Here is a 23,075-nt window from a genome sequence, read left to right on the forward strand (position 1 = left end):
GCTTACCCGAGCGTCAGGATGGTCTGGCCAGTGGTCTTGCGCGCCTCGAGCGCGCGGTGGGCCTCGGCGACATCTTCCAGCGCGAAACGCTGGCCAATGCGGATGTTCACCGCGCCCGAGGCGACCTTGTCGAAGAGCATCGCCGCCATTTCCTGGCAGGCTGCCGGGTCGGCGATATGGGCAAAGAGCGTCGGGCGGGTGACCTTCAGCGAGCCCTTCTGCGCCAGCAGACCGAGGTTGAATGCCTCTACCGGGCCCGAAGCATTGCCGAAGGAAATCATCATCCCCAGCGGCTTGAGGCAGTCGAGCGAGCCCATGAAGGTGGATTTGCCGATCGAATCCATCACCACGTCGACACCCTTGCCATCGGTCAGCTCGCGGGTGCGCTGGGTGAAATCCTCGGTGTTGTAGTTGATGCAGGCGTCGGCACCGTGGTCGAGCGCCAGCTGGCATTTCTCGTCCGAACCGGCGGTGCCGATCAGGCGGATGCCCTCGGATTTCGCCCATTGGCAGGCGATGAGGCCGACGCCCCCCGCCGCGGCGTGGAACAGGACCGTGTCGCCCTTCTTCAGCGGCGTCGTGCGGTGGAAGAGGAACTGGACGGTCATGCCCTTCAGCATCATCGCCGCGCCTTCCTCGAAGGAGATGTTCTCAGGCAGCTTGCAGACCTGCGCGGCGGGCATCACGCGCACCTCTGTGTATGCGCCGGCGGGCATCGCGGCATAGGCGGCGCGGTCGCCAGGGGCGAGATGGGTGACGCCTTCGCCGACGGCCTCGATCACGCCCGCGGCCTCCATGCCGAGCGCGTGGGGCAGCTCGAGCGGGTAGAGACCCGAGCGCTGGTAGCAGTCGATGAAGTTGAGACCGCAGGCCTTGTGGCGGATGCGGATCTCGCCCGGGCCGGGCTCACCAACCGGCAAGTCGACCAGCTTGAGTGCTTCGGGGCCTCCGGTTTGCTCGATGATGACGGTGCGGGCTGTCTCGGCCATGGTCCTGTGCTCCTATCTGACGTTTGGGCCAGACCCTGCGACAAGGCGCGGACAGGGGCAAGGGGGCATGGCCCAGGGGTGCGCGCGTCTCATCGACGTGATTCACCGAGAGCGTGTTTCGTGCTAGGCTGTAGAGATACGCGCGGCCGGCCCGTCTGGTCATCGGCGCGTGCCAGGACCAGACCCGCGATTGGCGCTGCGCAGGACGCCAAGGGAGGAGGCTCATGGCACAGACACCTCATACGATCGGAAACCCGCTAAGCTGGGCGGCGCAACGGCTCTCGGCGGCGGGCGCGCATGTCTCGGCCGCCACGCGCGAGCTCGGGACGGATCACGCCCATACGCCGCGCCGCGTGCGGACCATGGCAATGTCGGACATTTCGGAATCGCTGCGCGCCGGCTGGGAGGACTTCAAGGCCTGTCGCAGCGACGTGCTGTTCATCGTGCTCATCTACCCCGTGATGGGGCTGTTGCTGATGGGCATGGCCTTTCACCAGGCGCTCCTGCCGCTGATCTTTCCCATGGCGGCGGGCTTTGCGCTCCTCGGGCCGATGGCGGCGGTCGGGCTCTACGAGATGAGCCGCAGGCGCGAGATGGGGCTTGAGGCAAGCTGGCGCGATGCCTTCGCGGTGCTGAGCTCGCCCGCCTTCGGGGCGATGCTGGTGATGGGGCTCTATCTCATCGCGCTGTTCTGCGCCTGGATGCTGACGGCGCATTTCATCCACCAGGTGACCATGGGGCCGGCGCAGTACGAGAGCTTCGGCGCCTTTCTCGATCAGGTGTTCGGCACCCCGGGCGGCTGGTGGATGATCTTGCTCGGCTGCGGTGTGGGCTTCGTCTTCGCCCTGGCGGCGCTGGCGGTTTCGGTGATCTCTTTCCCGCTGCTGCTGCACCGGCACGTGGGCGCGCCGGTGGCAGTGATGACCTCGGTTCGGGTGCTGCGGAAAAACCCGAAGGTGGTGCTGAGCTGGGGCGCGCTGGTCGCGGTTCTGCTGGTGCTGGGATCGCTGCCCCTGCTGCTGGGGCTGATGCTGGTCCTGCCGCTGCTCGGCCACGCGAGCTGGCACTTCTACCGCCGCGCGGTGGCTTGAGGGATCGGCTCGGCAGGCGGGCTGCCGAGCCGGGATCGTCGGTCAGGCGACCCTGAGGACGATTTTGCCGATATGTGTCGAGCCTTCCATGCGGGCATGCGCCTCGGAAGCCTGATCCAGGGCGAAGTCCGAGTCCATCACCGGGCCCACGCGGCCCGCCTCGATCAGCGGCCAGACGTGTTCGCGCAGGGACGCGGCGATCCGCGCCTTGGCGAGATCGCTTTGCGGGCGCAGGGTCGACCCGGTGATCGTCAGGCGCCGGGCCATCACCTGCGCGAAGTTCAGCTCGGCCTTTGGCCCTTGCAGGAAGGCGATCTGCACCAGACGCCCGTCGTCGGCCAGCGCCTTGACGTTGCGCGGGATGTAGTCGCCGCCGACCATGTCGAGGATCAGGTTCGCCCCGCCGATGCCGCGCATCACCTCGACGAAGTCCTCGTCGCGGTAGTTGATCGCGCGCTCGGCGCCGAGTTTCTCGCAGGCGGCGCATTTGTCTGCCGAGCCGGCGGTGGCGAAGACCCGCGCGCCGAGCGCGCTGGCAAGCTGGATCGCCGTGGTGCCGATGCCCGAAGAGCCGCCATGCACAAGGAAGCGCTCGCCCGCCTGCAGCCCGCCGCGCTGGAAGACGTTGCTCCAGACGGTGAAGAAGGTCTCGGGCAGGCAGGCCGCTTCGCGCAGCCCCATTCCGGCGGGAACGGGCAGGCAATGCGCAGCAGGCGTGGCGACATACTCGGCATAGCCGCCGCCGGGCAGCAGGGCGCAGACCTCATCGCCGACGGCGGGCCAGCTGACACCGGGGCCGGTGGCCACCACTTCACCCGAGCATTCGAGCCCGGGTAGGTCCGAGGCGCCGGGAGGCGGCGCGTAGCTGCCGGCGCGCTGCAGAGCATCGGGGCGGTTCACCCCGGCATGGGCGACGCGGATCACCACCTGCCCATGTCCAGGCTCGGGAACGGGGCGCTCGGTGAGGCGCAACACCTCGGGGCCGCCGGGCTGCGAGATCTCGACGGCGCGCATGGTCTTGGTCATTTGTCGTCCTGTCTTGCTGTCGTGCGGGAAGGGCAGGGGGCTCAGCGCGGCGCGGTCCAGCCGCCCGGCAGCCCGTGGCGCGGACTCTTCGGAGCGCGCAGCCTGCCGAGCATTTTTTCCGGTCCGGCCACCAGCATCTTTCCCAGCACCGGAGTGCCGCGCACCTTGGCCTTGGTCTTCTCGAAGCGCATCACGTCTTCGATTCGGCGATCGAGGAACTCCCATGTGGCGTGGTTTTCGAGCGAATCGTCGCCCAGCCAGTAGAGCACGGTCGAGGAGTAGACGGCGCTCAGCGTGGCGCGCTTGGTGTACCAGTTGAAATCGCGCGAGCTGTCGCCCAGTTCGGTCCAGATGCGGTCGGCGGTGCCCCAGATCAGCTTGGCACCATCGGCGGCGTACATCGGCAGCGCGAAAAGCGCGGTGCCGCGGCGCACCGCCTCGCGGTCGTCGACCGCCTCGATCCTACTGCGGACGGCCAGCGCGACGCGGTCGCGAAAGCGCATCTCGGACTGGTCGATTTCCTTGAGGCGCGCGGACATAGCCTCGTCGCCGCGGCGGTGGAAGGCGATCGCCATGTCCACCGCACCGCGCGGATAGAGCCCGCGCGCCACCACCGGGTCGATCCCGGCATCGCTCGCCGCCGCGCGGAAGGTCGTCTCGGACCAGCCGTCGAAGGCGACATGGTTCAGCGCCGCATCTAGCAGGCGCCCGGTAATTTCTTCACTCATGGGGCCTCTCCTTCGACTCAATGGGTAGGAGTCTAGACAAGATTGGCAACCCTTGCTATAGACCGGCTTCCTGCAATTTCCTTGCAACTCAAAACTAGAAAGGTGGTGAAAACCACATGCAGGTTAGTGTTCGCGACAACAACGTCGATCAGGCGCTCCGCGCCCTGAAGAAGAAGCTGCAGCGCGAAGGCGTGTTCCGTGAAATGAAGCTTCGGCAGCATTTCGAGAAACCGTCCGAGAAGAAGGCTCGCGAGAAAGCCGAGGCCGTCCGCCGCGCCCGCAAGCTGGCGCGCAAGAAGGCTCAGCGCGAAGGTCTCCTCTGAGTTTACGCTCGTGAGATCTATCTCGTGAGGTCAGGCAGCTGACCTTCCGACACGAAGAAGTTGACGACCCCCGGGGCTCTGCCTTTCGGGGGTTTGTCGTTTCTTGGGGGGGCGGGGAGCCGCTGAGAGGCTTACGCGCGGTGCAATAGAAAAACCCCGGGTGCGAAGCCCGGGGTTTTCTTTTGTCGGCGCCATGAGGCGCCTGTCAGCTCGGCCCGATCATGAAGCAGGTGACCTGCCGAGCCTGCAGCCGGCGGCAGGCGAGATCGGCGGTCTCGCGGGTCAGGCCCATGAAGTTCGCATCGAAGCCGCCCGAGCGGTCGACGACCTTGCGCAGCGAGCCGTCCAGCGTGGCGGTCTCCATCAGCGCGGTCTGCAGCAGCACCTTCTCGGCGGCGTAGCGGCTGGGGTAGCGGCCGACGTTGATGCCCCAGTGACGCCCGCCCGAGGTCGACACCCGGGTGACCACTTCCTGTGCCTCCGGCTCGGCGGAGGCGACGGCGACGGCCGCGGGTTCGGGCGCGGCAACAACCGGGGCCGAAGTCTGGGCGGGGGCGCTGACCAGAGCCATCGCCTGCGGTCGGCGCACCGGCTTGATCGAGGAATCGGGTGCAATTCCGGTGTCGCCCTCGGCAACCACCATCGCTTCGGCGACCGTTGCAATGTCGATCGGCTCGGGGGCCTCGGAGACGGCGGGGGCGACGGCGGCCACCTGCACCGATTCCAGCACGCTGTTGATGTCATCCTCGACGCCGGCGACCAGAGGTGCCACGTCGGAGCTGGTCACACCGGGGCGGATCTGCGGGCGCAGGCTCTTGGTGACGGCGGCGGCGGCGACGCGGATCGACTTGCCGCGCAGGCCTGAATCATTCGACTCGGCGCTGGCCACGAGCATCTCGGCCCCGCCGCCGACGCGGCCCATGTAGGGCGGCTTGGCCGGACGGCGCAGCGCGACATTGGTCGCGGCACGCTTGAAGCCGAGATCCAGCAGCTCGGCGCTCTTGGCGTTGCGCGCGGCGGTGGAGGTGCCGCCGAAGACCACCGAGATGATCCGCTCGCGGCCGCGCTCGGCGGAGGCGACGAGGTTGAAGCCCGCGGCGCGGGTATAACCGGTCTTGATCCCGTCAGCGCCCTTGTAGGCGGCGAGAAAGCGGCGGTTGGTATTGGCCACTTCGCGCATGCCGGCGTCGGTCGTACGGCGCGAGAAAAGGTTATAATAGCCGGGATAATCGTAGAGAATGTGCCGGCCCAGGATGCCCATGTCGTGGGCGGTCGACAGGTGGCCCTCGGAGGTGAGGCCGTTGGCGTTCTTGAAGGTGGTGCGGGTCATCCCCAGCGCCTTTGCCGTGCGGTTCATGCGGCGGGCAAAGGCGGCTTCGGAGCCTTCGATGGCCTCGCCGATGGCAGTGGCGGCGTCATTTGCGGATTTGACGGCGGCGGCGCGCACGAGATAGCGCAGCGCGATCTTCTGGCCCGAGCGCAGGCCCAGCTTCGAGGGCGGCTCTGCGGCGGCGTTCTTCGAGATGGTCACCATCGTGTCCATCGTGATCTCGCCATGCTCGACCGCCTCGAAGGCGATGTAGAGCGTCATCATCTTGGTCAGCGATGCCGGGTGGAGTCGGGTCTCGGCGTTCTCGGAAAACAGGATCTCGCCCGACCGGGCGTCCATCACGAGGGCAGCGTAGGGGGCAGCCCAAGCGCCCACTGGCCCCACGAGGGCAAGCCAAATGAATGTGAGAATATACAGGCCTGCTCGGCCCGGTCGCTGCCTGCGCCGTCCCGTCACGGTTCTCGCCTTCTCTGCCTCTCGCCTCCGGTTTTCCGGTGGCCAACTGTTCTAGTTTGCGAAAACGCTACCACGCGATCCAAAAAAAATAAAGTCTGCAATGCCTTGATTTTCTGTTGTTTTCTGGATCGTGATTTCCCTCATTTTGTGGGAATTCGCGCGATTCACCACTATATGAGCGATTGCGGCGCGAATGCGGCGGGGGCTTCCACGTCGGCCGCGACCTGGGGTCAGTCGAGCGAGTCCACAAGCTGGGCGAGTGCGCCGAGGTCGGGAATCTCGCGGAACCTCGGGTGGTCGAGCTTTTCGTCGTGTTCGAGGCTCCAGGCCAGATCCTGCGGCACGAAGACCCCCCAGCCGCCGGCTCGGATCGCCGGGTTGACGTCGGACTTCAGCGAATTGCCGACCATCATCGACGCCTCGGCCCCGCCGGGGCTGGCGCCGAAGATGCGGGCGTAGGTCTGTGGCTGCTTGTCCGAGACGATCTCGACCGCGTCGAAGAGCTCGCCCAGACCCGAAGCCGCCAGCTTACGCTCCTGATGCAGCAGGTCGCCCTTGGTGATCAGCACGAGGTGGTGTTCGGCCGCCAGGGCTTCGACCGCGTCCTTGGCGTGCGGCAGCAGCTCGACGGGGTGGGCGAGCATGTCCCGCCCGGCCTCGAGGATCTTGCCGATGGTCGTGCCGGGCACGCGGCCATCGGTGACCTCGATGGCCGTCTCGATCATCGACAGCACGAACCCCTTCACGCCAAACCCGTAGTGGCCGATATTGCGTTTCTCTGCGGCGAGCAGGCGGGCATCGAGATGCGCGCGCTCGGAGTGATCGGCGAGCAATTCGGCGAATCGCTCCTGCGTCAGGGTGAAGAACCGCTCGTTGTGCCAAAGCGTATCGTCCGCATCGAAGCCGATTGTTTGCAGTTTCCGGGCCATATTGTCGCCTCTTCCCGCCGCGGGTCTTTCCTCTGCGGCTCCTTGGAATTATATAGACCCTTCAAAGCCGGAACCGCAAAGCACACGCAAAGCAAAAGCGTCCCCGAGATGATCCAGTCCGTCACGGCACAGAAACTCCGTATGTCCGACCCGAACGACCCCCGCGATGGCGAGGGCGATGCCGGTGTCGTGCTGCAGACCAAGCCCAAGACGAAACGCCCGCCGCTCTACAAGGTGCTGCTGCTGAACGACGACTACACGCCGATGGAATTCGTCGTGCATGTGCTCGAGCGTTTCTTCGGCATGACCCATGCGCAGGCTTTCGAAGTGATGCTCACCGTCCACAAGAAGGGGGTCGCGGTGGTTGGCGTATTCAGCCACGAGATCGCCGAGACCAAGGTGGGCCAGGTCATGGATTTTGCCCGGCGTCACCAGCATCCGCTGCAATGCACCATGGAAAAGGAGTGATCCGCCCTCCGCGGCGGTTCTGCCATGTCTGATACCCGATTGAGTTTCGCGCTCGAGGGAGGTCTCGACCTGCCCTCCGAGGGGCGCATCCTGCTGCTCGGCGCGCCGGGCGATTTGAACCTTGGCGACATCGACGCCGGCGATCTGCCGCGCGAGCGCTGCACCGTGGTTCAACGCCTGGCGCCCGACCACGCGGCCTGGGAGCGCCGCGGCTGGACTGTCGCGCTGGCCCCCGAAGGGGACTTCGCCGCTGCCATCGTCTTCCTGCCGCGCGCCCGCGACCGGGCCGAGGCCTGGATCGCCGAGGCCAACAAAGCCGCCAAGGGCGGTCTGGTCATCGTCGATGGCCAGAAGACCGACGGCATCGACGCCTGCCTCAAGGCGCTGCGCAAGCGCACCGACATCCTGGGGCAGGTCTCCAAGGCGCATGGCAAGACCATCTGGTTCGCCGCCACCGATGCCTTTGCCGAGTGGGCCAAGGGCCCGGCACAGCTGCCCGGCGGGCAGTGGACCGCGCCGGGGGTGTTCTCGGCCGATGGGCCGGACCCGGCCAGCGAGGCGCTGCTCGCGGCGCTGCCCGAGAAGCTCGGTGCCCATGTCGCCGATCTCGGCGCGGGCTGGGGCGGGCTCGCCAATGGCATCCTGCGCCGCGAGAAGATCGCCGCGCTGCACATGGTCGAGGCCGATCACGATGCGCTTGACTGCGCGCGCCGCAATGTCACCGACCCGCGGGCGCAGTTCCACTGGGCCAACGCGCTCGACTGGCGCCCGCCGGCGCTGCTCGACGCGGTGATCATGAACCCGCCCTTCCACACCGGGCGCAAGGCCGAACCCTCGCTCGGGCAGGCCTTCATCGACGCGGCCGCGCGGGTGTTGAAACCCTCGGGCCAGCTCTGGCTCGTTGCCAACCGGCACCTGCCCTACGAGACGCGGCTCGCCGAGCGCTTCCGCAACACCGAGGAAATCGCCGGAGATTCCCGGTTCAAGATCCTTCACGCCTCTCGCCCGGGGCGCTGATCGCGGCTAGCTTGGCGCAAACATTCAAGGGATTCCCATGAGTTTTTCCATCGAAGGCAAGACCGCCATCGTCACCGGCGCCGCCAATGGCGTGGGCCTCGCGATCGCGCGGCACTTTGCGGCACGTGGCGCCAACGTCATGTTCGCCGACATGGACGAGAACCGGCTGGCCAAGGAATGCGGGCAGGTCGATGAAGAGAGCACCATGCGCTATTTCGCCGGCGACCTGCGCGAGAAGCTGACGCTGGCCAACCTGCTCTCGGCCACGCTGGACGCCTATGACCGGGTCGATATCCTGGTGAACGGCGCGCGGCAAATCCTGCCGACCAACGTTCACGACTGCGAGGACGCCTCGCTCGAAACCATGATTGGCCAGAACTTGATGCCCGCGATGCGGCTGAGCCAGATCGTCGCCAAGCGCATGATCAAGCAGGCCGAGGGGCAGGACATCCGCTCCGCCGGCTCGATCATCAACATCTCGTCGATCGCCGCCGCGCGCACCAACCCGCACTTGCTGGGCTACTCGGTCTCGGTGGCGGCGCTCGACCAGCTGACCCGTTCCATGGCGGTGTCGCTGGCGGACCAGAAGATCCGGGTGAACTCGGTGGCCTTCGGCTCGCTGATGTCCTCGAGCCTCAAGAACATCCTCAAGGAGCACCCGGGCTACCGCGAGGAAATCGAGAAGCACACGCCCGCCGGGCGCATCGCCGGGCCGGACGAGGTCTGCGAGGCGGTGCAATTCCTTGCCTCCGAGGCTTCGGGCTTCATGACCGGCCAGATCATGACCGTGGACGGTGGCCGCACGCTGATCGACCCGGTCGGCACGCCGATGCACTGACCCGGGCCAGGGAGACACTGATGAGCGACGTATTCGACGAGCGCAAGGCGCGCGCCTCGACCTGGTTCCGTGCGCTGCGAGACGAGATCGTGGCCGCCTTCGAGGGGCTGGAGGACAGCCATTCCGAAGGACCGCTGTCCGAGCATACGGCGGGCCGATTCACCGTGACGCCGACCACCCGCACCGCCGACGACGGCAGCGACGCAGGGGGCGGGCTGATGAGCGTGATGCGCGGCGGCCGGGTGTTCGAGAAGGTCGGGGTGAACGTCTCGACCGTTTACGGCACGCTCGGCACGGCGGCGCAGAAGTCCATGGCGGCGCGCGGAGTGCCGGGGATCGAGGGCGATCCGCGCTTCTGGGCGTCGGGGATCAGCCTCGTGGCTCACATGCAGAACCCGCACGCACCGGCGGTGCACATGAACACCCGGATGTTCTGGACGCCGGGCGCCTGGTGGTTCGGCGGCGGCTCGGACCTCAACCCCTGCCTCGAGTACGCTGAGGACACGGCGCATTTCCACGCCACTCAGAAGGCATACCTCGATCCGCATGGCGAGACGCTCTATCCCGAACTCAAGGCTTGGGCAGACGAGTACTTCTACATCCCGCACCGCAAGCGCGCGCGCGGCGTCGGCGGCATCTTCATGGATGACCGAAACACGGGTGACTGGGAGGCGGATTTCGCGCTGACGCAGGACATCGGCCGGGCCTTCCTGCCGGCCTACCTGCCGCTGGTCGAAAAACGCCGGACCATGGACTTCGGCGAGGCTGAGAAAGACGCGCAACTGGTCCATCGCGGGCTCTATGCCGAGTACAACCTCGTCTACGACCGTGGCACGAAGTTCGGTCTTGCCACAGGGCATGATCCCGACGCGGTGCTGATGAGCCTGCCGCCGCTGGCGAAATGGGTCTGATCCCCGCCTGACATTCCGATACGCCCCGCCCGTTCCGGCGGGGCGTGGCTTTTCCGGCGGCAGCGGCGTGCACGAGGTGCATGTGCACTGGCGTGACCGGGCCAAACGCTGTATCGGGCAGGCCAACCCCTATAGGAGAGCACGAGATGGCCAAGACCTGGACCGCCTTCACCAAGCTGAGCGACAAGACCGCTGCCGAGGCCCTGGGCGAGGCGATCGAGGAGATCGATCCCGAGCCCATCGGCGTGGGCGTCTTCGAGATCGAGGACGGTTCGGGCACCTGGGAAATCGGGGGCTATTTCCTGGGCAAGCCGAACGAGGTGGAGCTGGCACTGCTTGCCGCCGCCTTCGACGCCGTGCCCTTCGTGATCTCGGAAGTGCCGGACCAGGACTGGGTCGACAAGGTGCGCCGCGAGCTGACCCCGGTCGAGGCCGGGCGTTTCTTCGTCTACGGCTCGCATGACGCCGACAAGATCCCCGAGGGCGCCGAGCCGCTGCTGATCGAGGCCGCGATGGCCTTTGGCACCGGCCACCACGGCACCACGCTGGGCTGTCTGCGGGCGCTCGATCGTCTGGCGAACGAGGGCATGGTCGGCCAGAACGTGGCGGATATCGGCTGCGGCACCGCGGTGCTCGGCATGGCCGCCGCGCGCATCTGGCCCAACCCGGTGATCGTGTCGGACATCGATGAAGTCGCCGTGGAAGTGGCCGAGGCGAATGTCCGGGCCAACAACCTGACCGACAAGGTGATCTGCGTCGAGGCGGCCGGGTTCGGCCACCCGGACCTTGCGGCCCGCGCGCCCTTCGATCTTGTTTTCGCCAATATCCTCAAGCAGCCGCTGATCGATTTGGCCCCTGATATGGCAGCACATCTCGCCCCGGGCGGCTATGCGATCCTGTCGGGCATCCTGATCCGCCAGGCCGATGAGGTCGTCGAGGCATATGCCGCGCAGGGCGTCGAGCTGGTGCGCCGGGACGAGATCGGCGAATGGGTCACGCTCACGCTGCGCAAGCCTTCGTGAACCAAACGCGGCATAATTGCCGCGTTATTGCCTAAATTTTGCCGTGCTTCCCGAGCAAATGCGTCCTGTATTTGTATGATATCGAGGGGTTTCGCGGTATGGAAAGCGCTCTGAGAAGTTTCGAGCGTCGCCAGCGTGCTGTGACGCAAAAGCACCGCAAGCTGGCCCGGGGCTATGTCACCAGGCTCAACCGCAACGGCGTGATCGAGCACAAGCCGCTCCGCAAGGTCAAGCTGCCGCGGCTCGGCGGGCTGCTGATCGCGCTGATGTGCTTTCTGGTGTTCAAGGGCGCCATGCTCGCCAGCCTTGGCGTCGCGCATTACGGCGAACATGTCGCGCTGCTGCGCGACGGCAGCCTTGCCGACAAGCTGGGCGCCTGGGTGCTGGGCGTCGATCCGGTGACGCTGTGGATCGGTATGCTTCTTCAGGGGATCCTGGTCTGAGGGCGAAGGGGCCACGGCCCCGCCAGCTGCCCTCGACCGGGCAGATCTCTTTCGGACGGACATAAGAAAGGCCGCTGTCCCGAACAGGACAGCGGCCTTTATGCATGATCTCGGAAGAGATCAGCGGCGACGAGCGATCGCGGGGATGTCGGCGCGGGTGAGGCCGATATCGTCGAGTTCCCGGTCGGTCAGAGCCATCAGGCTCTTGCGGGTCAGACGGGCGTCATTCCACTCGGCAACCATGCCGAAGAGGGTAGCAAAGAGGCCGGCCGAACGGGGGGTCTCATCAGCGGCGACGGGCGCGAAGCCGGTGACGAAGACGTTGCCGATGCGACCTGCCAGACCAGCGGCGCCCGAAGCGTCGCGCGAGTAGTCATAAGCAGCCATGGGTCAGTGTCCTTGTCTCGAAGTTTTTAAAGTGCCTGAATTCTGAGCGGGAGATAGAGGCGCCGCGCATTTCTAACAACTGGTCAAAAATGCATGGGGGCTCTGCGGTTTTCACATAGCACTCAAATTGAGCAACAGCTTTGTAAAATAACCCAAAAACCAGGCGGTCCATGTCGCGCTTTGACTGTCAGATGTCGCGTTTGCTCTCCGGAGTCGCCGCTGCCGTGCTCGCACGGTCGCAGGCGGAGAAAAGCAGGGGGCCGAGGGCTTGGCGGATGTTCGCGTTTCGTGCTAGTTCGGACGCAGAAAAACAAGAACGGGCAGGCAAAAATGCGGGTGATCGGAATCGATCCCGGCCTCCGACACCTCGGTTGGGGGGTGATCGAGGCGGAGGGCAGCCGCTTGCGGCACGTTGCAAACGGCACGTGCGATTCGGGACAGGGGACGCTCGCCGCGCGGTTGCTCACCCTGCATGAACAGCTGACCGACGTTCTGCACCGCTGGCAGCCCGAGATCGCCGCGGTGGAACAGACCTTCGTCAACCGCGACGGGGCGGGCACGCTGAAGCTTGGTCAGGCCCGCGGCATCGCCATGCTGGTGCCGGCGCAATTCGGGCTCGAGATCGGCGAATATGCCCCCAACAAGGTCAAGAAGACGGTGGTCGGCGTCGGCCATGCGGAAAAGGCGCAGGTGGATCACATGGTGCGGATGCAACTGCCGGGCGTCGTCATAGACAGCCCCGACGCGGCGGATGCGCTGGCCATTGCGATATGTCATGCGCATCATCAGGCCGTGCAGAGAATGAAGGTGAAGGCATGATCGGACGGATCGCCGGACGGGTGGATTACAAGGGTGACGATCACGCGCTGATCGATGTGCGGGGCGTGGGCTACGTGGTCTATTGCTCCGAGCGGGTGCTCATGACGCTGGCCCCGGGCGAGGCGGCGGCGCTCTACACTGACCTTCTGGTGCGCGAGGATTTGCTGCAGCTCTACGGCTTTCCCTCGCTGGTGGAAAAGGAATGGTTCCGCCTGCTGATGTCGGTGCAGGGCGTGGGGGCCAAGGCCTCGCTTGCCATTCTGGGCACGCTGGGCCCGGACGGGGTGAGCCGCGCCATCGCGCTTGGCGACTGGAACGCGATCAAGGCCGCCAAGGGCATCGGCCCGAAGACCGCGCAGCGCGTGGTCAATGAGCTGAAGGACAAGGCGCCGATGGTCATGGCCATGGGCGCGGGGCAGGTGACCTCGGCCGAGGATGTGGTGATCGAGGATACGCCGGCAGCGACACCCGCGCCGGCGGCGCGCAAGACGCCTGCGGCCAAGCACAACGCCTCGGCGCAATCCGAGGCGCTCTCGGCGCTCGGCAACCTCGGCTACGGTCCGGGAGAGGCGGCCTCGGCGGTGGCGCAGGCGGCGGGTGAGGATCCAGAGGCCGAGACCCCGGCGCTGATCCGCGCCGCGCTGAAGCTGCTAGCGCCGAAGGGATAAATCATGGTCGGTTCCGATCCCACCCTGCGTCCCGAGCCGCTGCCCGAGGACGAGGGCCGCGCGCTGCGCCCGCAGATGCTCGGCGATTTCATCGGCCAGGCCGAGGCGCGCGCCAACCTGCGGGTGTTCATCCAGTCGGCCCGGTCGCGCGGCGAGGCGATGGACCACACGCTGTTCCACGGCCCGCCCGGCCTCGGCAAGACGACGCTGGCGCAGATCATGGCGCGCGAGCTGGGGGTCGGCTTTCGGATGACCTCAGGCCCGGTGCTGGCCAAGGCCGGGGATCTGGCGGCGATCCTGACCAACCTCGAGGCACGCGACGTGCTCTTCATCGACGAGATCCACCGGCTCAACCCGGCGGTCGAGGAGGTGCTCTACCCGGCGATGGAGGACTACGAGCTCGATCTGGTGATCGGCGAAGGGCCGGCTGCGCGCACCGTCCGCATCGAGCTGCAGCCCTTCACGCTGGTCGGCGCGACCACGCGGCTTGGCCTGCTGACAACGCCGCTGCGCGACCGCTTCGGCATTCCGACCCGGCTGCAGTTCTACACCGAGGACGAATTGCACGAAATTGTCAGCCGCAACGCCGTGAAGCTGGGGGTGCGGGCCGAGCCCGAGGGCGCGCGCGAGATCGCCCGCCGGGCGCGCGGCACGCCCCGCATTGCCGGGCGACTGCTGCGCCGGGTGGTGGATTTTGCCGTTGTCGAAGGCGGCGGCGTCGTCACCCGTGAGCTGGCCGATGGCGCGCTGACAAGGCTCGGGGTCGACCAGCTCGGGCTCGACGGGGCGGACCGGCGCTACCTGACCCTGATGGCCGAGAATTACTCCGGCGGGCCGGTGGGCATCGAGACGCTCTCGGCTGCGCTCTCGGAAAGCCGCGACGCGCTTGAGGAGGTGATCGAGCCCTACCTGCTGCAGCAGGGGCTGATCCAGCGCACCCCGCGCGGGCGGATGCTGGCGCAGCGGGCCTGGGATCACCTCGGCCTGCCGATGCCGCGCCCGCAGGGCCCGGGGCAGGGCACGCTCTTCGACGGCTGACGCGCCGCCGGGCTTGCGCGGGCGCGCCCGGCATGGCAGGTGGAGTGCCGCGTGGCGCGCGCCGCGCTTTGCGTATTTGCCGAAGAGAAGAAGGGGCGAGCCATGGACGCGGCCGAAGTCGAAGCGCTGTTTACCCGCGAGGACGGGTCCTATCTCTGTGCCCGCTGGGGGCGGCCCCTGGTGCCGGTGGTCTTCGGGGTGGAGGATGCGACGCTCTCGGTGGTCAAGGGGGCCTTCGAGGGGGTCTGCGCCATGGCGGGCCACAAGATGGCCGAGCATGACCCCGAGCTCGGCGCCAACGTCATGGTGTTTTTCTTCCGCGAGTGGGCCGAACTTCTGGAGTTGCCGGACCTCGGGCGGATGATCGACGGGCTGCCGGAGATGGTGGCGCGGCTGCAGGCCGGGGGCGCGAACCAGTACCGGGTGTTCCGCTTCGACAAGGACGGCGCGATCAAGGCGGCCTTCGTGTTCCTGCGCATGGACGAGAGCCTGTCGCAGATGCCTGCCGAGGACCTTGCGCTGGCGCAGGTGGCGCAGGTGATGCTCACATGGGGCAACGGGGCCTTTGCGTCGCGCTCGCCGCTGGGGCGATTGGAGGACGGGCGGGTGGTGCTGCGCCCGGAGATCGGCGCGCTGATCCGCGCGGCTTATGACCAAGTGATGCCGCCCGCTGGCCTGGACCCGAGCCACGCGCTGCGGCTAGCGGCGCGCATGGGGCTGAGCGGAGCCTCTGGCGTCTAGCCTGACACCCGCCGCGCGATCTCGCGCAGGTGGCGCAGGTCGGTGCCGCAACAGCCGCCCAGCACACGCAGCCGAGGGTGGCTGCGCTGCAGGTCGGCCAACTGGGTGCTCAGCTCTTCGGGGTCGCCGTCGTCGAGCGTGTCGCAGGCGTCGAGTTCGGCGTGGCTCTGGCGCGAGGCATTGGCGACGATACCCGCCAGATGCGACTCCCATTCGCCGCCGTCGAAGGCTTCGGCGATGTGGTCGGGATGGGCGCAATTCACCATGATCGCGGCAGGTTCGGCGGCGCCGGCGAGGCGCTGCACCGCCTCCGACAGCAGCGTGCCGTCGGCAAGCCGGCCATCGGTTTCAACGGTGAAGGCGATAAGCGCGGGGATGCCCGCCTCCTCGGCCGCTCTGGCAATGCCGATCGCCTCCCCAGCGGCGCCGAGAGTATAGGCGCTGACCATGTCGGCCCCGGCCTCGGCGGCGGCGCGGATCTGCGGGCCGTGGTAGGCGGCGGACGCCTCGGCGGCGGCCATGCCGGGCTGGTAGCCATCGCCCTGCGGGCCGATCTGCACGCTAATCCGGGTCGAGACGTCGAGGTGCCGCGCCGCCATCTCGCGCAGCAGCGCAACGGCCTCCTGCGTCACCCGGGCAAGGTCGTCGGCGGCGTAGCCGACGGGCGCGGCGCGGTCGGGGTTGGCCATCCAGGTCGGCGTGTCGAGGATGATGCCAGCGCCGGTCTCGCGGCCGATGGAGATCAGCGCTTCGGCATAGCCGCGCAGCCGGGCGCGGCCCTCGGTGTCGTCGATCATCGGAAAGGCGGCGAAGTGCGGAAGATCGACGCCGTGGTTGAAGATCAGGTCGGTCTCCATCCCGGTCCAGGCGATCCATGTGCGGTCGGGGGTGAGTGCCATCGCGCAGGTCCTCCCTAAAGCCCGGGGCGATGGCACGAGTATAGCATGAAACGCGCGCGCCGCCTCGTCCCGAGTGCGCTGCGGCGGACGTGCAAAGGGCCGCCCCTGCGGACGGCCCTTCGGCTCGGTCTCGGCTCCGGGGCAGGGCCGGGGTCAGGCCCTGGCGCCGACCATGCCGACGATCTCGTAGGTCCGTTGCAGGATCGGATCGGCGATGGCGCGGGCGCGCTCGCTGCCGGCGGCGAGGATCGCATCGATCTGCGCCGGGTCCTGCATCAGCCGGGCCATCTCGGTGGAGATCGGCGCCAGCTTGTCGACCGCGAGATCGACCAGCATCGGCTTGAACTCCGAGAACTGCTTGCCGCCGGCCATGGCCAGCACCTCGTCGACGCTTTGCCCGGCGAGGGCGGCGTAGATGTTGACGAGGTTGCGCGCCTCGGGGCGGCCCTCGAGGCCCTTGGCCTCCGACGGCAGCCCGTCCGGGTCCGTCTTGGCCTTGCGGATCTTTTTGGCGATGGCGTCGGCGTCATCGGTCATGTTGATGCGCGAGGCGTCGGAGGGGTCGGACTTCGACATCTTTTTCGAGCCGTCGCGCAGGCTCATGACGCGGGTGGCCGCGCCCTCGATCACCGGCTCGGTCATCGGGAAGAAGTCTGTGCCGTAGTCGTGGTTGAACTTTGCCGCGATGTCGCGGGTCAGTTCGACGTGCTGCTTCTGGTCCTCGCCCACCGGCACGTGGGTTGCGTGGTAGAGCAGGATGTCGGCGGCCATCAGAGCGGGATAGGCGTAAAGGCCGAGCGAGGCCTTCTCGGCGTTCTTGCCGGCCTTGTCCTTGAACTGGGTCATCCGGTTCATCCAGCCAAGCCGGGCGACGCAGTTGAAGATCCAGCCGAGCTGGGCGTGGCCGGCGACCTGGCTCTGGTTGAAGAGGATCGACTTTTCCGGATCGAGGCCGGAGGCAAGGTAGCCGGCGGTCAGCTCGCGGGTCTGTCGGCGCAGCGCCTCGGGGTCCTGCCAGACGGTGATCGCATGCATGTCGACGACGCAGTAGATCGTTTCGACCCCGCTGTCCTGCATGTCGACGAAACGCTTGATCGCGCCAAGGTAGTTGCCCAGCGTCAGCCCGCCCGAGGGCTGGATGCCGGAAAACACGCGCGGCGTGAAAGCGGAATTGTTGTCGCCCGCCTCGGACATGGGCTTCCTCCGTCTGGATATTCGGTCCCGGCTGGCTTACCCATGGCCCGACATGCCGTCAAGAAAGAGGCCACCATGGCGCACAACCACAATGTCTCGCCGTTCAATTCGATGCCGCCCGCGATCGTGGCGCTCGCCGTGGTCATCGTCGGCGTCGAGGCGGCCTTCTCGCTGGGCGCACGCGGGCTTCTCGGGGGGCCGGGGGCGGTGGGCTGGCGGCTCGATGCGTTGCAGCGTTTCGCCTTCTCGAACGAGATCTGGCACTGGATGCTGTCGACCGGGCAGTTCCCGGCCCAGCACCTGCTGCGCTTCTTCAGCTACCCCTTCGTGCATGCCAGCTTCAGCCATGCGCTTTTTGCCGCGGTGATGCTGCTGGCGCTCGGCAAGATGGTCGGCGAGGCGCTGGGAACGCCGCGCACGCTGGCGATCCTCGCGGTCTCGTGCCTCGGCGGGGCGCTGGCCTATGGCTTCGTGAGCACGCCGATCCCGCTGATCGGGGCGTTCCCGCCGGTCTACGGCTTGATCGGAGGCTTCACCTACCTGCTCTGGCTGCGGCTCGGGCAGATGGGGGCGCAGCAGGCGCGGGCTTTCTCGTTGATCGGAATCCTTCTGGGGATCCAGCTGCTCTTCGGCCTGCTTTTTGGCGGCACGCTCGACTGGGTTGCGGACCTCGGCGGCTTCGCCTCGGGCTTCCTTCTGACCATGGTGCTGGTGCCCGGCGGCTGGGCACGTCTGCGTGAGCGGCTGCGCCAGCGGCGCTGACCCCGGCCTGATCAGAACATGTCGGCGGGCAGAATCGGCAGGGCACGCGAGAACTTGCGCCCGGCAGCCTGCGGATAGGGCAGGATGAACCCCTCGCGTTCCTCGGCCGGCTGCGCCGCGTTGCTGAGGGCCGCCTGACGCCAGGTGCGGGCGCTGACCGGGTCGTGGCCATCCAGGTGATCCCGCAGCCAGGTTTTTGCCAGCCGTCGCTGCAGGTCATGCACCGCGTCCGGCTTGCGGAAGAGCACCGAGGCCTCGGTGTCCCAGTGCAGGCTGCGCCCGTTGAGGTTTGCCGAGCCGACGAGCCCGACACGGTCATCGATGAGCATCACCTTCGAATGCACGTAGATCGGTCCCGAGCCGAGCAGGTCGGGAATCTCGTCAGGCGAATCCTCCTGCTGGCCCGGAGAGACGATGGCGGCACGGTCGCCGAAGGCGCGCTGGACTATGGTGACCGCCTCGGTCTGCAGCGCGTGGCCGTGCCGCGTGTCCCAGCCGTCGTTGCCCTCGTAGAGCACCCGGTCGGGGAAGGATGGCATGAGCAGCACCAGTTGCAACCCCGGGTTGCGCTCCGCCGCCTTGGCGAGCGCCTCGGCGACCGGGCGGTGGCGGAGGAACTGGGTCTCGATGTAGATGTGCCGCTGCGCCTCACCGATCAAGGCAAGCACCGCTTTCTCGTGCTCGATGATCGAGGGACGGGGGGAGAGCCGCGTGGCGCCCGGGCAGGGGGCGGAGAAGGTGCGCACGAGGCGCAGGTCCTCTGGCGCTTTCGCACGCTTGCTGGTGGGGCGGCGCTCGGCCTGCCCTGTCACGCCCGAGGTGCCGCAATCCAGTGCGGCGTTCCAGCAGTCGTCGAAATGACCACGGAGGGCGGTGGCGAAACCGGCGTCGTCCACTTGCATCGACACGTCGTGCCAAGTCTCGTCGGCGGGACGGTCGTGCTCGGGCGTGTCGAAACGGCGCTCGTTGATGTCGAGCCCTCCGATCACGCAGGCCTTGCTGTCTGCCACGGCGAACTTCTGGTGGATGGTCACTGGCCGGAGCAGGACCGCGCCCTTCAGAACCGTGCGCTGCACGGGTGTGAGACTTGTCTCATCCTCGCGGCGCAGCTCGGCGATGTAGCGTGCGATCTTGCCGCGCATCGCCCACCGCCAGAGCCAGCCGGCGTTCTGTCCGTGCGGCGCGCAGAGGATCTGCACGTCGCCAGACATCCGTTCTGCGAACACCATGGCCGAGCGCCAAGCGCCCCGGTGCAGCGACGAAGTGAAGACCGGGTCGAAGTCAGAGATGATCATCCGCACCGTCACGCCGCGCCGGGCCACGTCGGCCAGAAGGTCGGCCCAGTTCTCCAGCCCTTGCTCACGCAGCTCGGGGCTGCGCAGCTTGGTGCGTGGGTCGAGGATGCGGAAGCTCATCACCAGCTCGTGCTGCGCCGCATGGCAAAGCCGTTCGAGGGCGGGAAAACCCTCGGCAGCGGTGATCAGCGATGTCAGCGTCATATGTCAGCCCTTGCGGCGAAATGCGGTTCTGAACTCGGACAGGCGGAAGGCCCCCACGGTCTGGCCGGCGATGCCATAGGAAACGATGCCGACGCCGATCAGACCGACGAGCGCGAGGCTCCGCCAGTAGCTTCTCTCCAGCAACGGGCCGAGCAGCAACATGGTTCCCCAGAGAATTGCGCCCATGATCACCGAGGCAAGGCAGATGCGCAGGATGCGCTGGCGGAAGCGGCTGTCGAAGCGGGCCACCTCGCCGAGCTTGCGCCCGCCCCAGGCAAGCTGCGCGACCATTGTCCAGGCGGCAACCGTGGTTGCGATGGCGGGGGCGTACCAGCCCAGCACCGGCGCGAGACCGATGGCGAGCACTGCGTTCACCGCCATGCACCAGAGTGCGTAGCGGAACGGCGTGCGGGTGTCCTCGCGGGCAAAGAAAAGCGGCTGCAGCACTTTTTGCAGCACGAAGGCCGGCAGGCCGAGCCCGTAGATCGCCACGGCAAAGGCAATGGCCTGCGCGTCGGCGACAGAGGTGGCGCCGCGTTGGAACAGCACAGAGACAATCGGGAAGGGTACCACAACCAGCGCCACGGCGGCGGGCACCGTCAGCGCCAGCGACAGCTCGCCGGCGCGGGAAAAGGCGTGGCGTGCGCCCGCATCGTCCTGCGCTTTGAGCCGCCGCGAGAGGTCCGGCAGCAGCACGATCCCCACGGCGATGCCGACGACGCCGAGCGGCAGCTGGTAGAGCCGGTCGGCGGCGTAGAGCCAGCCAACCGCCTTTTCGAAGGTCGAGGCGACCTGTTGGCCGACCAGCAGGTTGACCTGCATCACCCCGCCCGCCAGCGCCGCCGGAATGGCGACGCGCAAGAGCCGCTTCATGTCCTTGGTCCAGACCGGGCGGCCGGGGCGCAGGCGGATGCCGGCGCGCTCGGCAGCGACCCAGACCAGCACCAGCTGGGCCACGCCCGCGAAGGGGATGGCCCAGACAAGCCATTCAATTATCTCACCTCCCATGGCCCTGCCGGTGACCATGGCGATAATCACGAAGATGTTGAGCAGCACCGGTGCGGCGGCGGCGGCGGCGAAGTGGCCGGTGGCGTTCAGCGCGCCCGAGAAGAGCGCGGCGAGCGAGATGAAGAAGATATAGGGAAAGACGATGCGCCCATAGCCGATGGTGAGGTCGAAGCGCGCGTCCCCCGCGAAGCCCCCGGCGGTGGCCCAGACCAGCGCCGGCATGAAGATCAGCGCCAGTGCCGAGAGCACCAGCAGCACGAAGGCCAGACCGTTCATCGCATCGCTGCCGAATTTGAGCGGGTTCTCTTCGCCCTCGTACTTTTTTGAAAAGATTGGGACAAATGCCGCGTTGAAAGCGCCTTCGGCAAAGAAGCGGCGGAACATGTTGGGCAGGCGGAAGGCGGCCACGAAGGCATCCATCACCGGACCCGGGCCGATGTAGGCGAGGATGAAGATCTCGCGTGCGACGCCGAGGACGCGGCTTGCGAGAGTCCAGAATCCGACCGTGAGAATGCCCGAGATCAGGCGGATGGGTTTCATGCTGCTGCTGCCTCTGCGCGTCTTCTTGTGCGCCAGAGGTAGACTATCGAAGGAGGCCGAGGAAGGGGGCACATCCCCTGCACATTTCGTGCATACGCGGGGGGGTGCTGGTTGCGCGGGCGGCCGGAGGCGGCGTCGGGCGGGGATGCGGATTGTCGGCTGGGCAAAAGTGCAGTTGAATTCTCTGCGCCCTCGCCGCAAGGCTGCGGGGCCGACGCCGCGTCAGCACCGGGCCGGCAAGTCGAGAGAAAGCCGTCATGTCCTTTATCTACTTCATCAACGGTCTGGTCTGCGTGTTCTTTGCGCTGCTGATGGCGCTGGTGGCGCTGCTTTTCCCGGGGACCGGCGCGACCTTCGGCCTGTCGGCGGCGCTTGTGGGTATGGTTGGCGGCGGGGTGAGCCTGTCCACATGGTCCGACTTCCACGAGCAGAACCGTCTGCTGACCTTCCTGCTGACCTCCTCGGTCTGGGTGACCGCAGCCGTCGCCGGGGCGGTGCCGCTCTGGATGTGGGGGATGACCCCGGTGGACGCGGTCTTCGAGGCCATGTCCGGCATCACTACAACCGGTTCGACGGTGATGAGCGGGCTCGATGAGACGCCGCGCGGGGTGATCCTCTGGCGGGCGCTGCTGCAGGGGGTTGGCGGCGTCGGCTTCATCGTCACCGGCATCGCCATGCTGCCGCTGCTGCAGGTCGGCGGCATGCAGCTTTTCCGCACCGAGAGTTCGGACAAGGGCGACAAAGAGCTCAAGAACGCGGCCGCCTTCGCCTCGGCCACGCTGAGAATCTACCTCGGGCTCATGGCGCTCTGCGCCTTCGTGTACCTGATCGGCGGGATGAGCGTCTTTGATGCGATCACCCATGCGATGACCACGCTCTCGACTGGCGGCTACTCGGGCTACGACGCCTCGTTTGGGCATTTCACCAGCCCGTTCCTGCAATGGGCCTGCACGGTTTTCATGCTGCTCGGCGCGCTGCCCTTTGCCTGGTACCTGCGGATCGTGCTGCGCGGGGTGATCCGCAGCGAGCAGGTGGCGGCGATGGTCAAATCGCTGATCGCGGTGATCACCGTGCTGACCGTCTGGCTCGTGGTCGACGAGGGCATGGCGCCCTTCGAGGCTGCCACGGCGGTGGCCTTCAACGTGGTCTCGGTGGTGACGACCACCGGTTACGCAACCACCGACTACACGCTCTGGGGGCCGTTTGCCGCCGTCGCCTTCTTCCTGCTCACCGCCGTCGGGGGCTGCACCGGCTCGACGGCGGGCGGTGCCAAGGCGATGCGCTGGCTGCTCTTTGCCCGCGCGCTCAAGGCCAAGATGCAGACCATCCGTGCGCCCCACTCGGTCACCGCGATCCGCTACGAGGGGGCGCGGGTCGACGAGGACGTGATGAAGGGGGTGATCAGCTTCATGATGTTCTACGGGCTGACCTTCGGTGGCTTCACCATCGTGCTCGACTTCTTCGGGTTGGATTTCGAGACCTCGGCCAGCGGCGCGCTGACCGCGTTGGCCAATGTCGGTCCGGGGGTGGGGCCGATCATCGGCCCGGCCGGCAATTTCGCCAGCATGAGCGATCCGGTGAAGCTGGTGCTCGCCTTTGCCATGTATCTCGGGCGGCTGGAAATGATCACCGTCTACGTGCTGCTGACACCGCTGTTCTGGCGCGAGGTCGGCGATTTGCGACGGGGCTGAGTCCAGCCCAAGCGGCGGCGGGGCGGTGGACCGGGGGCGGCGCCGCAAGGGTGACGGCGCGGGCGCAGGGCCGATCGCCTGACGCAAGGGCAAAGAAAAAGGCGCGGAGGGGTCTCCGCGCCTTTGGTCGTGTCGGATCAGGCCGAGGCGTGGGCCTTGCTCCGCGCGTTGCCGCCACCCCCGCTGCGGCGGCCACGGCCCCCGCGCGGGCGGCGGGCACCGCTGGGTTTGCCGGCGCTGCCCCCGGGCTTGCCGCCC

General features: G+C 67.2%; 24 protein-coding genes. 14 read left to right on the top strand and 10 right to left on the bottom strand.

All coding sequences use genetic code 11. The features are described 5' to 3' along the window. Positions 1-2 precede the first annotated feature (2 nt). The gene (locus tag G0D83_RS12950; RefSeq protein WP_164194553.1) at positions 3-989 is read right to left on the bottom strand and encodes a quinone oxidoreductase; all 987 of its coding nucleotides are present in this window, start codon (positions 987-989) and stop codon (positions 3-5) included. A 224-nt stretch (positions 990-1,213) separates the two neighbouring features. Between G0D83_RS12950 and G0D83_RS12955 the strand changes: the two genes are divergently transcribed. Then, a complete protein-coding gene (locus G0D83_RS12955) occupies positions 1,214-2,080 on the top strand; it encodes a DUF2189 domain-containing protein (protein ID WP_164194557.1) in 867 nt (288 codons plus the stop codon). A gap of 42 nt (positions 2,081-2,122) precedes the next feature. Here G0D83_RS12955 and G0D83_RS12960 read toward each other — a convergent pair whose 3' ends face one another. Continuing rightward, positions 2,123-3,106: an NAD(P)H-quinone oxidoreductase gene (locus G0D83_RS12960; protein ID WP_164194561.1), complete on the bottom strand. Its 984-nt coding sequence runs from the start codon at positions 3,104-3,106 to the stop codon at positions 2,123-2,125. A gap of 41 nt (positions 3,107-3,147) precedes the next feature. After that, positions 3,148-3,834, bottom strand: coding sequence for a COQ9 family protein (locus G0D83_RS12965; RefSeq protein ID WP_164194564.1), 687 nt, complete (start codon positions 3,832-3,834; stop codon positions 3,148-3,150). 116 nt (positions 3,835-3,950) lie between these two features. Here G0D83_RS12965 and rpsU point away from each other — a divergent pair, with 116 nt between their 5' ends. Then, entirely contained in the window at positions 3,951-4,157 is a 207-nt protein-coding gene (rpsU, locus tag G0D83_RS12970; RefSeq protein WP_008885097.1) for a 30S ribosomal protein S21, read from the top strand. Between the two features lie 205 nt (positions 4,158-4,362). Here rpsU and G0D83_RS12975 read toward each other — a convergent pair whose 3' ends face one another. Both G0D83_RS12975 and G0D83_RS12980 read right to left on the bottom strand, forming a co-directional pair. Beyond that, the gene (locus tag G0D83_RS12975; protein ID WP_203594974.1) at positions 4,363-5,826 is read right to left on the bottom strand and encodes a D-alanyl-D-alanine carboxypeptidase family protein; all 1,464 of its coding nucleotides are present in this window, start codon (positions 5,824-5,826) and stop codon (positions 4,363-4,365) included. A gap of 347 nt (positions 5,827-6,173) precedes the next feature. After that, complete coding sequence (locus tag G0D83_RS12980) at positions 6,174-6,872, bottom strand: HAD family hydrolase (RefSeq protein WP_164194572.1); 699 nt, start codon at positions 6,870-6,872, stop codon at positions 6,174-6,176. A gap of 141 nt (positions 6,873-7,013) precedes the next feature. Between G0D83_RS12980 and clpS the strand changes: the two genes are divergently transcribed. The 6 genes from clpS (at position 7,014) to G0D83_RS13010 (ending at position 11,571) form a co-directional block, all read left to right on the top strand. After that, positions 7,014-7,340 (top strand): ATP-dependent Clp protease adapter ClpS, encoded by a 327-nt coding sequence (gene clpS, locus G0D83_RS12985; protein ID WP_176476647.1) that lies wholly within the window; start codon positions 7,014-7,016, stop codon positions 7,338-7,340. A gap of 24 nt (positions 7,341-7,364) precedes the next feature. After that, entirely contained in the window at positions 7,365-8,357 is a 993-nt protein-coding gene (locus tag G0D83_RS12990) for a class I SAM-dependent methyltransferase (RefSeq protein ID WP_164194576.1), read from the top strand. A gap of 37 nt (positions 8,358-8,394) precedes the next feature. Further along, positions 8,395-9,195 carry an SDR family NAD(P)-dependent oxidoreductase gene (locus G0D83_RS12995; RefSeq protein WP_108967067.1) on the top strand — a complete coding sequence of 267 codons (801 nt, stop codon included), beginning with the start codon at positions 8,395-8,397 and terminating at the stop codon, positions 9,193-9,195. A 20-nt stretch (positions 9,196-9,215) separates the two neighbouring features. Further along, a complete protein-coding gene (hemF, locus tag G0D83_RS13000; protein WP_164194579.1) occupies positions 9,216-10,106 on the top strand; it encodes an oxygen-dependent coproporphyrinogen oxidase in 891 nt (296 codons plus the stop codon). A gap of 146 nt (positions 10,107-10,252) precedes the next feature. Further along, entirely contained in the window at positions 10,253-11,128 is an 876-nt protein-coding gene (locus tag G0D83_RS13005) for a 50S ribosomal protein L11 methyltransferase (RefSeq protein WP_164194583.1), read from the top strand. A 98-nt stretch (positions 11,129-11,226) separates the two neighbouring features. Next, on the top strand, positions 11,227-11,571 hold the full coding sequence (locus tag G0D83_RS13010; RefSeq protein WP_164194587.1) for a hypothetical protein: 345 nt from the start codon (positions 11,227-11,229) through the stop codon (positions 11,569-11,571). 120 nt (positions 11,572-11,691) lie between these two features. Here G0D83_RS13010 and G0D83_RS13015 read toward each other — a convergent pair whose 3' ends face one another. Continuing rightward, positions 11,692-11,958 (bottom strand): DUF1127 domain-containing protein, encoded by a 267-nt coding sequence (locus G0D83_RS13015; protein WP_108967058.1) that lies wholly within the window; start codon positions 11,956-11,958, stop codon positions 11,692-11,694. A 330-nt stretch (positions 11,959-12,288) separates the two neighbouring features. Here G0D83_RS13015 and ruvC point away from each other — a divergent pair, with 330 nt between their 5' ends. The 4 genes from ruvC (at position 12,289) to G0D83_RS13035 (ending at position 15,224) form a co-directional block, all read left to right on the top strand. After that, entirely contained in the window at positions 12,289-12,777 is a 489-nt protein-coding gene (gene ruvC / locus G0D83_RS13020) for a crossover junction endodeoxyribonuclease RuvC (protein WP_164194591.1), read from the top strand. Further along, the gene (gene ruvA / locus G0D83_RS13025) at positions 12,774-13,445 is read left to right on the top strand and encodes a Holliday junction branch migration protein RuvA (protein ID WP_164194595.1); all 672 of its coding nucleotides are present in this window, start codon (positions 12,774-12,776) and stop codon (positions 13,443-13,445) included. The genes ruvC and ruvA overlap by 4 nt, the downstream gene beginning before the upstream one ends. A 3-nt stretch (positions 13,446-13,448) precedes the next feature. Next, positions 13,449-14,483 carry a Holliday junction branch migration DNA helicase RuvB gene (gene ruvB / locus G0D83_RS13030; RefSeq protein ID WP_108967051.1) on the top strand — a complete coding sequence of 345 codons (1,035 nt, stop codon included), beginning with the start codon at positions 13,449-13,451 and terminating at the stop codon, positions 14,481-14,483. A 102-nt stretch (positions 14,484-14,585) separates the two neighbouring features. Further along, positions 14,586-15,224: a hypothetical protein gene (locus G0D83_RS13035; RefSeq protein WP_164194600.1), complete on the top strand. Its 639-nt coding sequence runs from the start codon at positions 14,586-14,588 to the stop codon at positions 15,222-15,224. On the opposite strand, the gene G0D83_RS13040 is transcribed toward G0D83_RS13035, so the two are convergent. Beyond that, positions 15,221-16,123, bottom strand: coding sequence for a homocysteine S-methyltransferase family protein (locus G0D83_RS13040; RefSeq protein ID WP_164194602.1), 903 nt, complete (start codon positions 16,121-16,123; stop codon positions 15,221-15,223). The genes G0D83_RS13035 and G0D83_RS13040 overlap by 4 nt on opposite strands. 153 nt (positions 16,124-16,276) lie before the next feature. Beyond that, positions 16,277-17,317: a tryptophan--tRNA ligase gene (trpS, locus tag G0D83_RS13045; protein WP_164194606.1), complete on the bottom strand. Its 1,041-nt coding sequence runs from the start codon at positions 17,315-17,317 to the stop codon at positions 16,277-16,279. Positions 17,318-17,392: 75 nt separating this feature from the next. Here trpS and G0D83_RS13050 point away from each other — a divergent pair, with 75 nt between their 5' ends. Next, positions 17,393-18,079, top strand: a complete 687-nt coding sequence (locus tag G0D83_RS13050) for a rhomboid family intramembrane serine protease (protein WP_108967043.1) — start codon at positions 17,393-17,395, stop codon at positions 18,077-18,079. 11 nt (positions 18,080-18,090) lie between these two features. Here the strand turns inward: G0D83_RS13050 and G0D83_RS13055 are convergent, their stop codons facing one another. Both G0D83_RS13055 and murJ read right to left on the bottom strand, forming a co-directional pair. Continuing rightward, positions 18,091-19,578: a phospholipase D family protein gene (locus tag G0D83_RS13055; RefSeq protein ID WP_164194610.1), complete on the bottom strand. Its 1,488-nt coding sequence runs from the start codon at positions 19,576-19,578 to the stop codon at positions 18,091-18,093. Between the two features lie 3 nt (positions 19,579-19,581). After that, a complete protein-coding gene (murJ, locus tag G0D83_RS13060; protein ID WP_164194613.1) occupies positions 19,582-21,126 on the bottom strand; it encodes a murein biosynthesis integral membrane protein MurJ in 1,545 nt (514 codons plus the stop codon). Between the two features lie 257 nt (positions 21,127-21,383). Here murJ and G0D83_RS13065 point away from each other — a divergent pair, with 257 nt between their 5' ends. Continuing rightward, on the top strand, positions 21,384-22,817 hold the full coding sequence (locus G0D83_RS13065; protein ID WP_164194617.1) for a TrkH family potassium uptake protein: 1,434 nt from the start codon (positions 21,384-21,386) through the stop codon (positions 22,815-22,817). Positions 22,818-23,075 lie beyond the last annotated feature (258 nt).

The sequence above is a fragment of the Salipiger sp. PrR003 genome (assembly GCF_010500785.1).
GTDB lineage: Bacteria > Pseudomonadota > Alphaproteobacteria > Rhodobacterales > Rhodobacteraceae > Salipiger > Salipiger pacificus_A.

Coding starts and splice junctions, on each gene's coding strand:
- clpS (WP_176476647.1), top strand. CDS start 7,014: ATGTCCGACCCGAACGACCCCCGCGATGGCGAGGGCGATGCCGGTGTC.
- G0D83_RS13005 (WP_164194583.1), top strand. CDS start 10,253: ATGGCCAAGACCTGGACCGCCTTCACCAAGCTGAGCGACAAGACCGCT.
- G0D83_RS13015 (WP_108967058.1), bottom strand. CDS start 11,958: ATGGCTGCTTATGACTACTCGCGCGACGCTTCGGGCGCCGCTGGTCTG.
- G0D83_RS12995 (WP_108967067.1), top strand. CDS start 8,395: ATGAGTTTTTCCATCGAAGGCAAGACCGCCATCGTCACCGGCGCCGCC.
- murJ (WP_164194613.1), bottom strand. CDS start 21,126: ATGAAACCCATCCGCCTGATCTCGGGCATTCTCACGGTCGGATTCTGG.
- G0D83_RS12955 (WP_164194557.1), top strand. CDS start 1,214: ATGGCACAGACACCTCATACGATCGGAAACCCGCTAAGCTGGGCGGCG.
- G0D83_RS12980 (WP_164194572.1), bottom strand. CDS start 6,872: ATGGCCCGGAAACTGCAAACAATCGGCTTCGATGCGGACGATACGCTT.
- G0D83_RS13055 (WP_164194610.1), bottom strand. CDS start 19,578: ATGACGCTGACATCGCTGATCACCGCTGCCGAGGGTTTTCCCGCCCTC.
- trpS (WP_164194606.1), bottom strand. CDS start 17,317: ATGTCCGAGGCGGGCGACAACAATTCCGCTTTCACGCCGCGCGTGTTT.
- G0D83_RS13010 (WP_164194587.1), top strand. CDS start 11,227: ATGGAAAGCGCTCTGAGAAGTTTCGAGCGTCGCCAGCGTGCTGTGACG.
- G0D83_RS13050 (WP_108967043.1), top strand. CDS start 17,393: ATGGCGCACAACCACAATGTCTCGCCGTTCAATTCGATGCCGCCCGCG.
- G0D83_RS12960 (WP_164194561.1), bottom strand. CDS start 3,106: ATGACCAAGACCATGCGCGCCGTCGAGATCTCGCAGCCCGGCGGCCCC.
- G0D83_RS12975 (WP_203594974.1), bottom strand. CDS start 5,826: ATGGACGCCCGGTCGGGCGAGATCCTGTTTTCCGAGAACGCCGAGACC.
- ruvB (WP_108967051.1), top strand. CDS start 13,449: ATGGTCGGTTCCGATCCCACCCTGCGTCCCGAGCCGCTGCCCGAGGAC.
- G0D83_RS13065 (WP_164194617.1), top strand. CDS start 21,384: ATGTCCTTTATCTACTTCATCAACGGTCTGGTCTGCGTGTTCTTTGCG.
- G0D83_RS12990 (WP_164194576.1), top strand. CDS start 7,365: ATGTCTGATACCCGATTGAGTTTCGCGCTCGAGGGAGGTCTCGACCTG.
- G0D83_RS12965 (WP_164194564.1), bottom strand. CDS start 3,834: ATGAGTGAAGAAATTACCGGGCGCCTGCTAGATGCGGCGCTGAACCAT.
- G0D83_RS13035 (WP_164194600.1), top strand. CDS start 14,586: ATGGACGCGGCCGAAGTCGAAGCGCTGTTTACCCGCGAGGACGGGTCC.
- ruvA (WP_164194595.1), top strand. CDS start 12,774: ATGATCGGACGGATCGCCGGACGGGTGGATTACAAGGGTGACGATCAC.
- hemF (WP_164194579.1), top strand. CDS start 9,216: ATGAGCGACGTATTCGACGAGCGCAAGGCGCGCGCCTCGACCTGGTTC.
- rpsU (WP_008885097.1), top strand. CDS start 3,951: ATGCAGGTTAGTGTTCGCGACAACAACGTCGATCAGGCGCTCCGCGCC.
- G0D83_RS13040 (WP_164194602.1), bottom strand. CDS start 16,123: ATGGCACTCACCCCCGACCGCACATGGATCGCCTGGACCGGGATGGAG.
- ruvC (WP_164194591.1), top strand. CDS start 12,289: ATGCGGGTGATCGGAATCGATCCCGGCCTCCGACACCTCGGTTGGGGG.
- G0D83_RS12950 (WP_164194553.1), bottom strand. CDS start 989: ATGGCCGAGACAGCCCGCACCGTCATCATCGAGCAAACCGGAGGCCCC.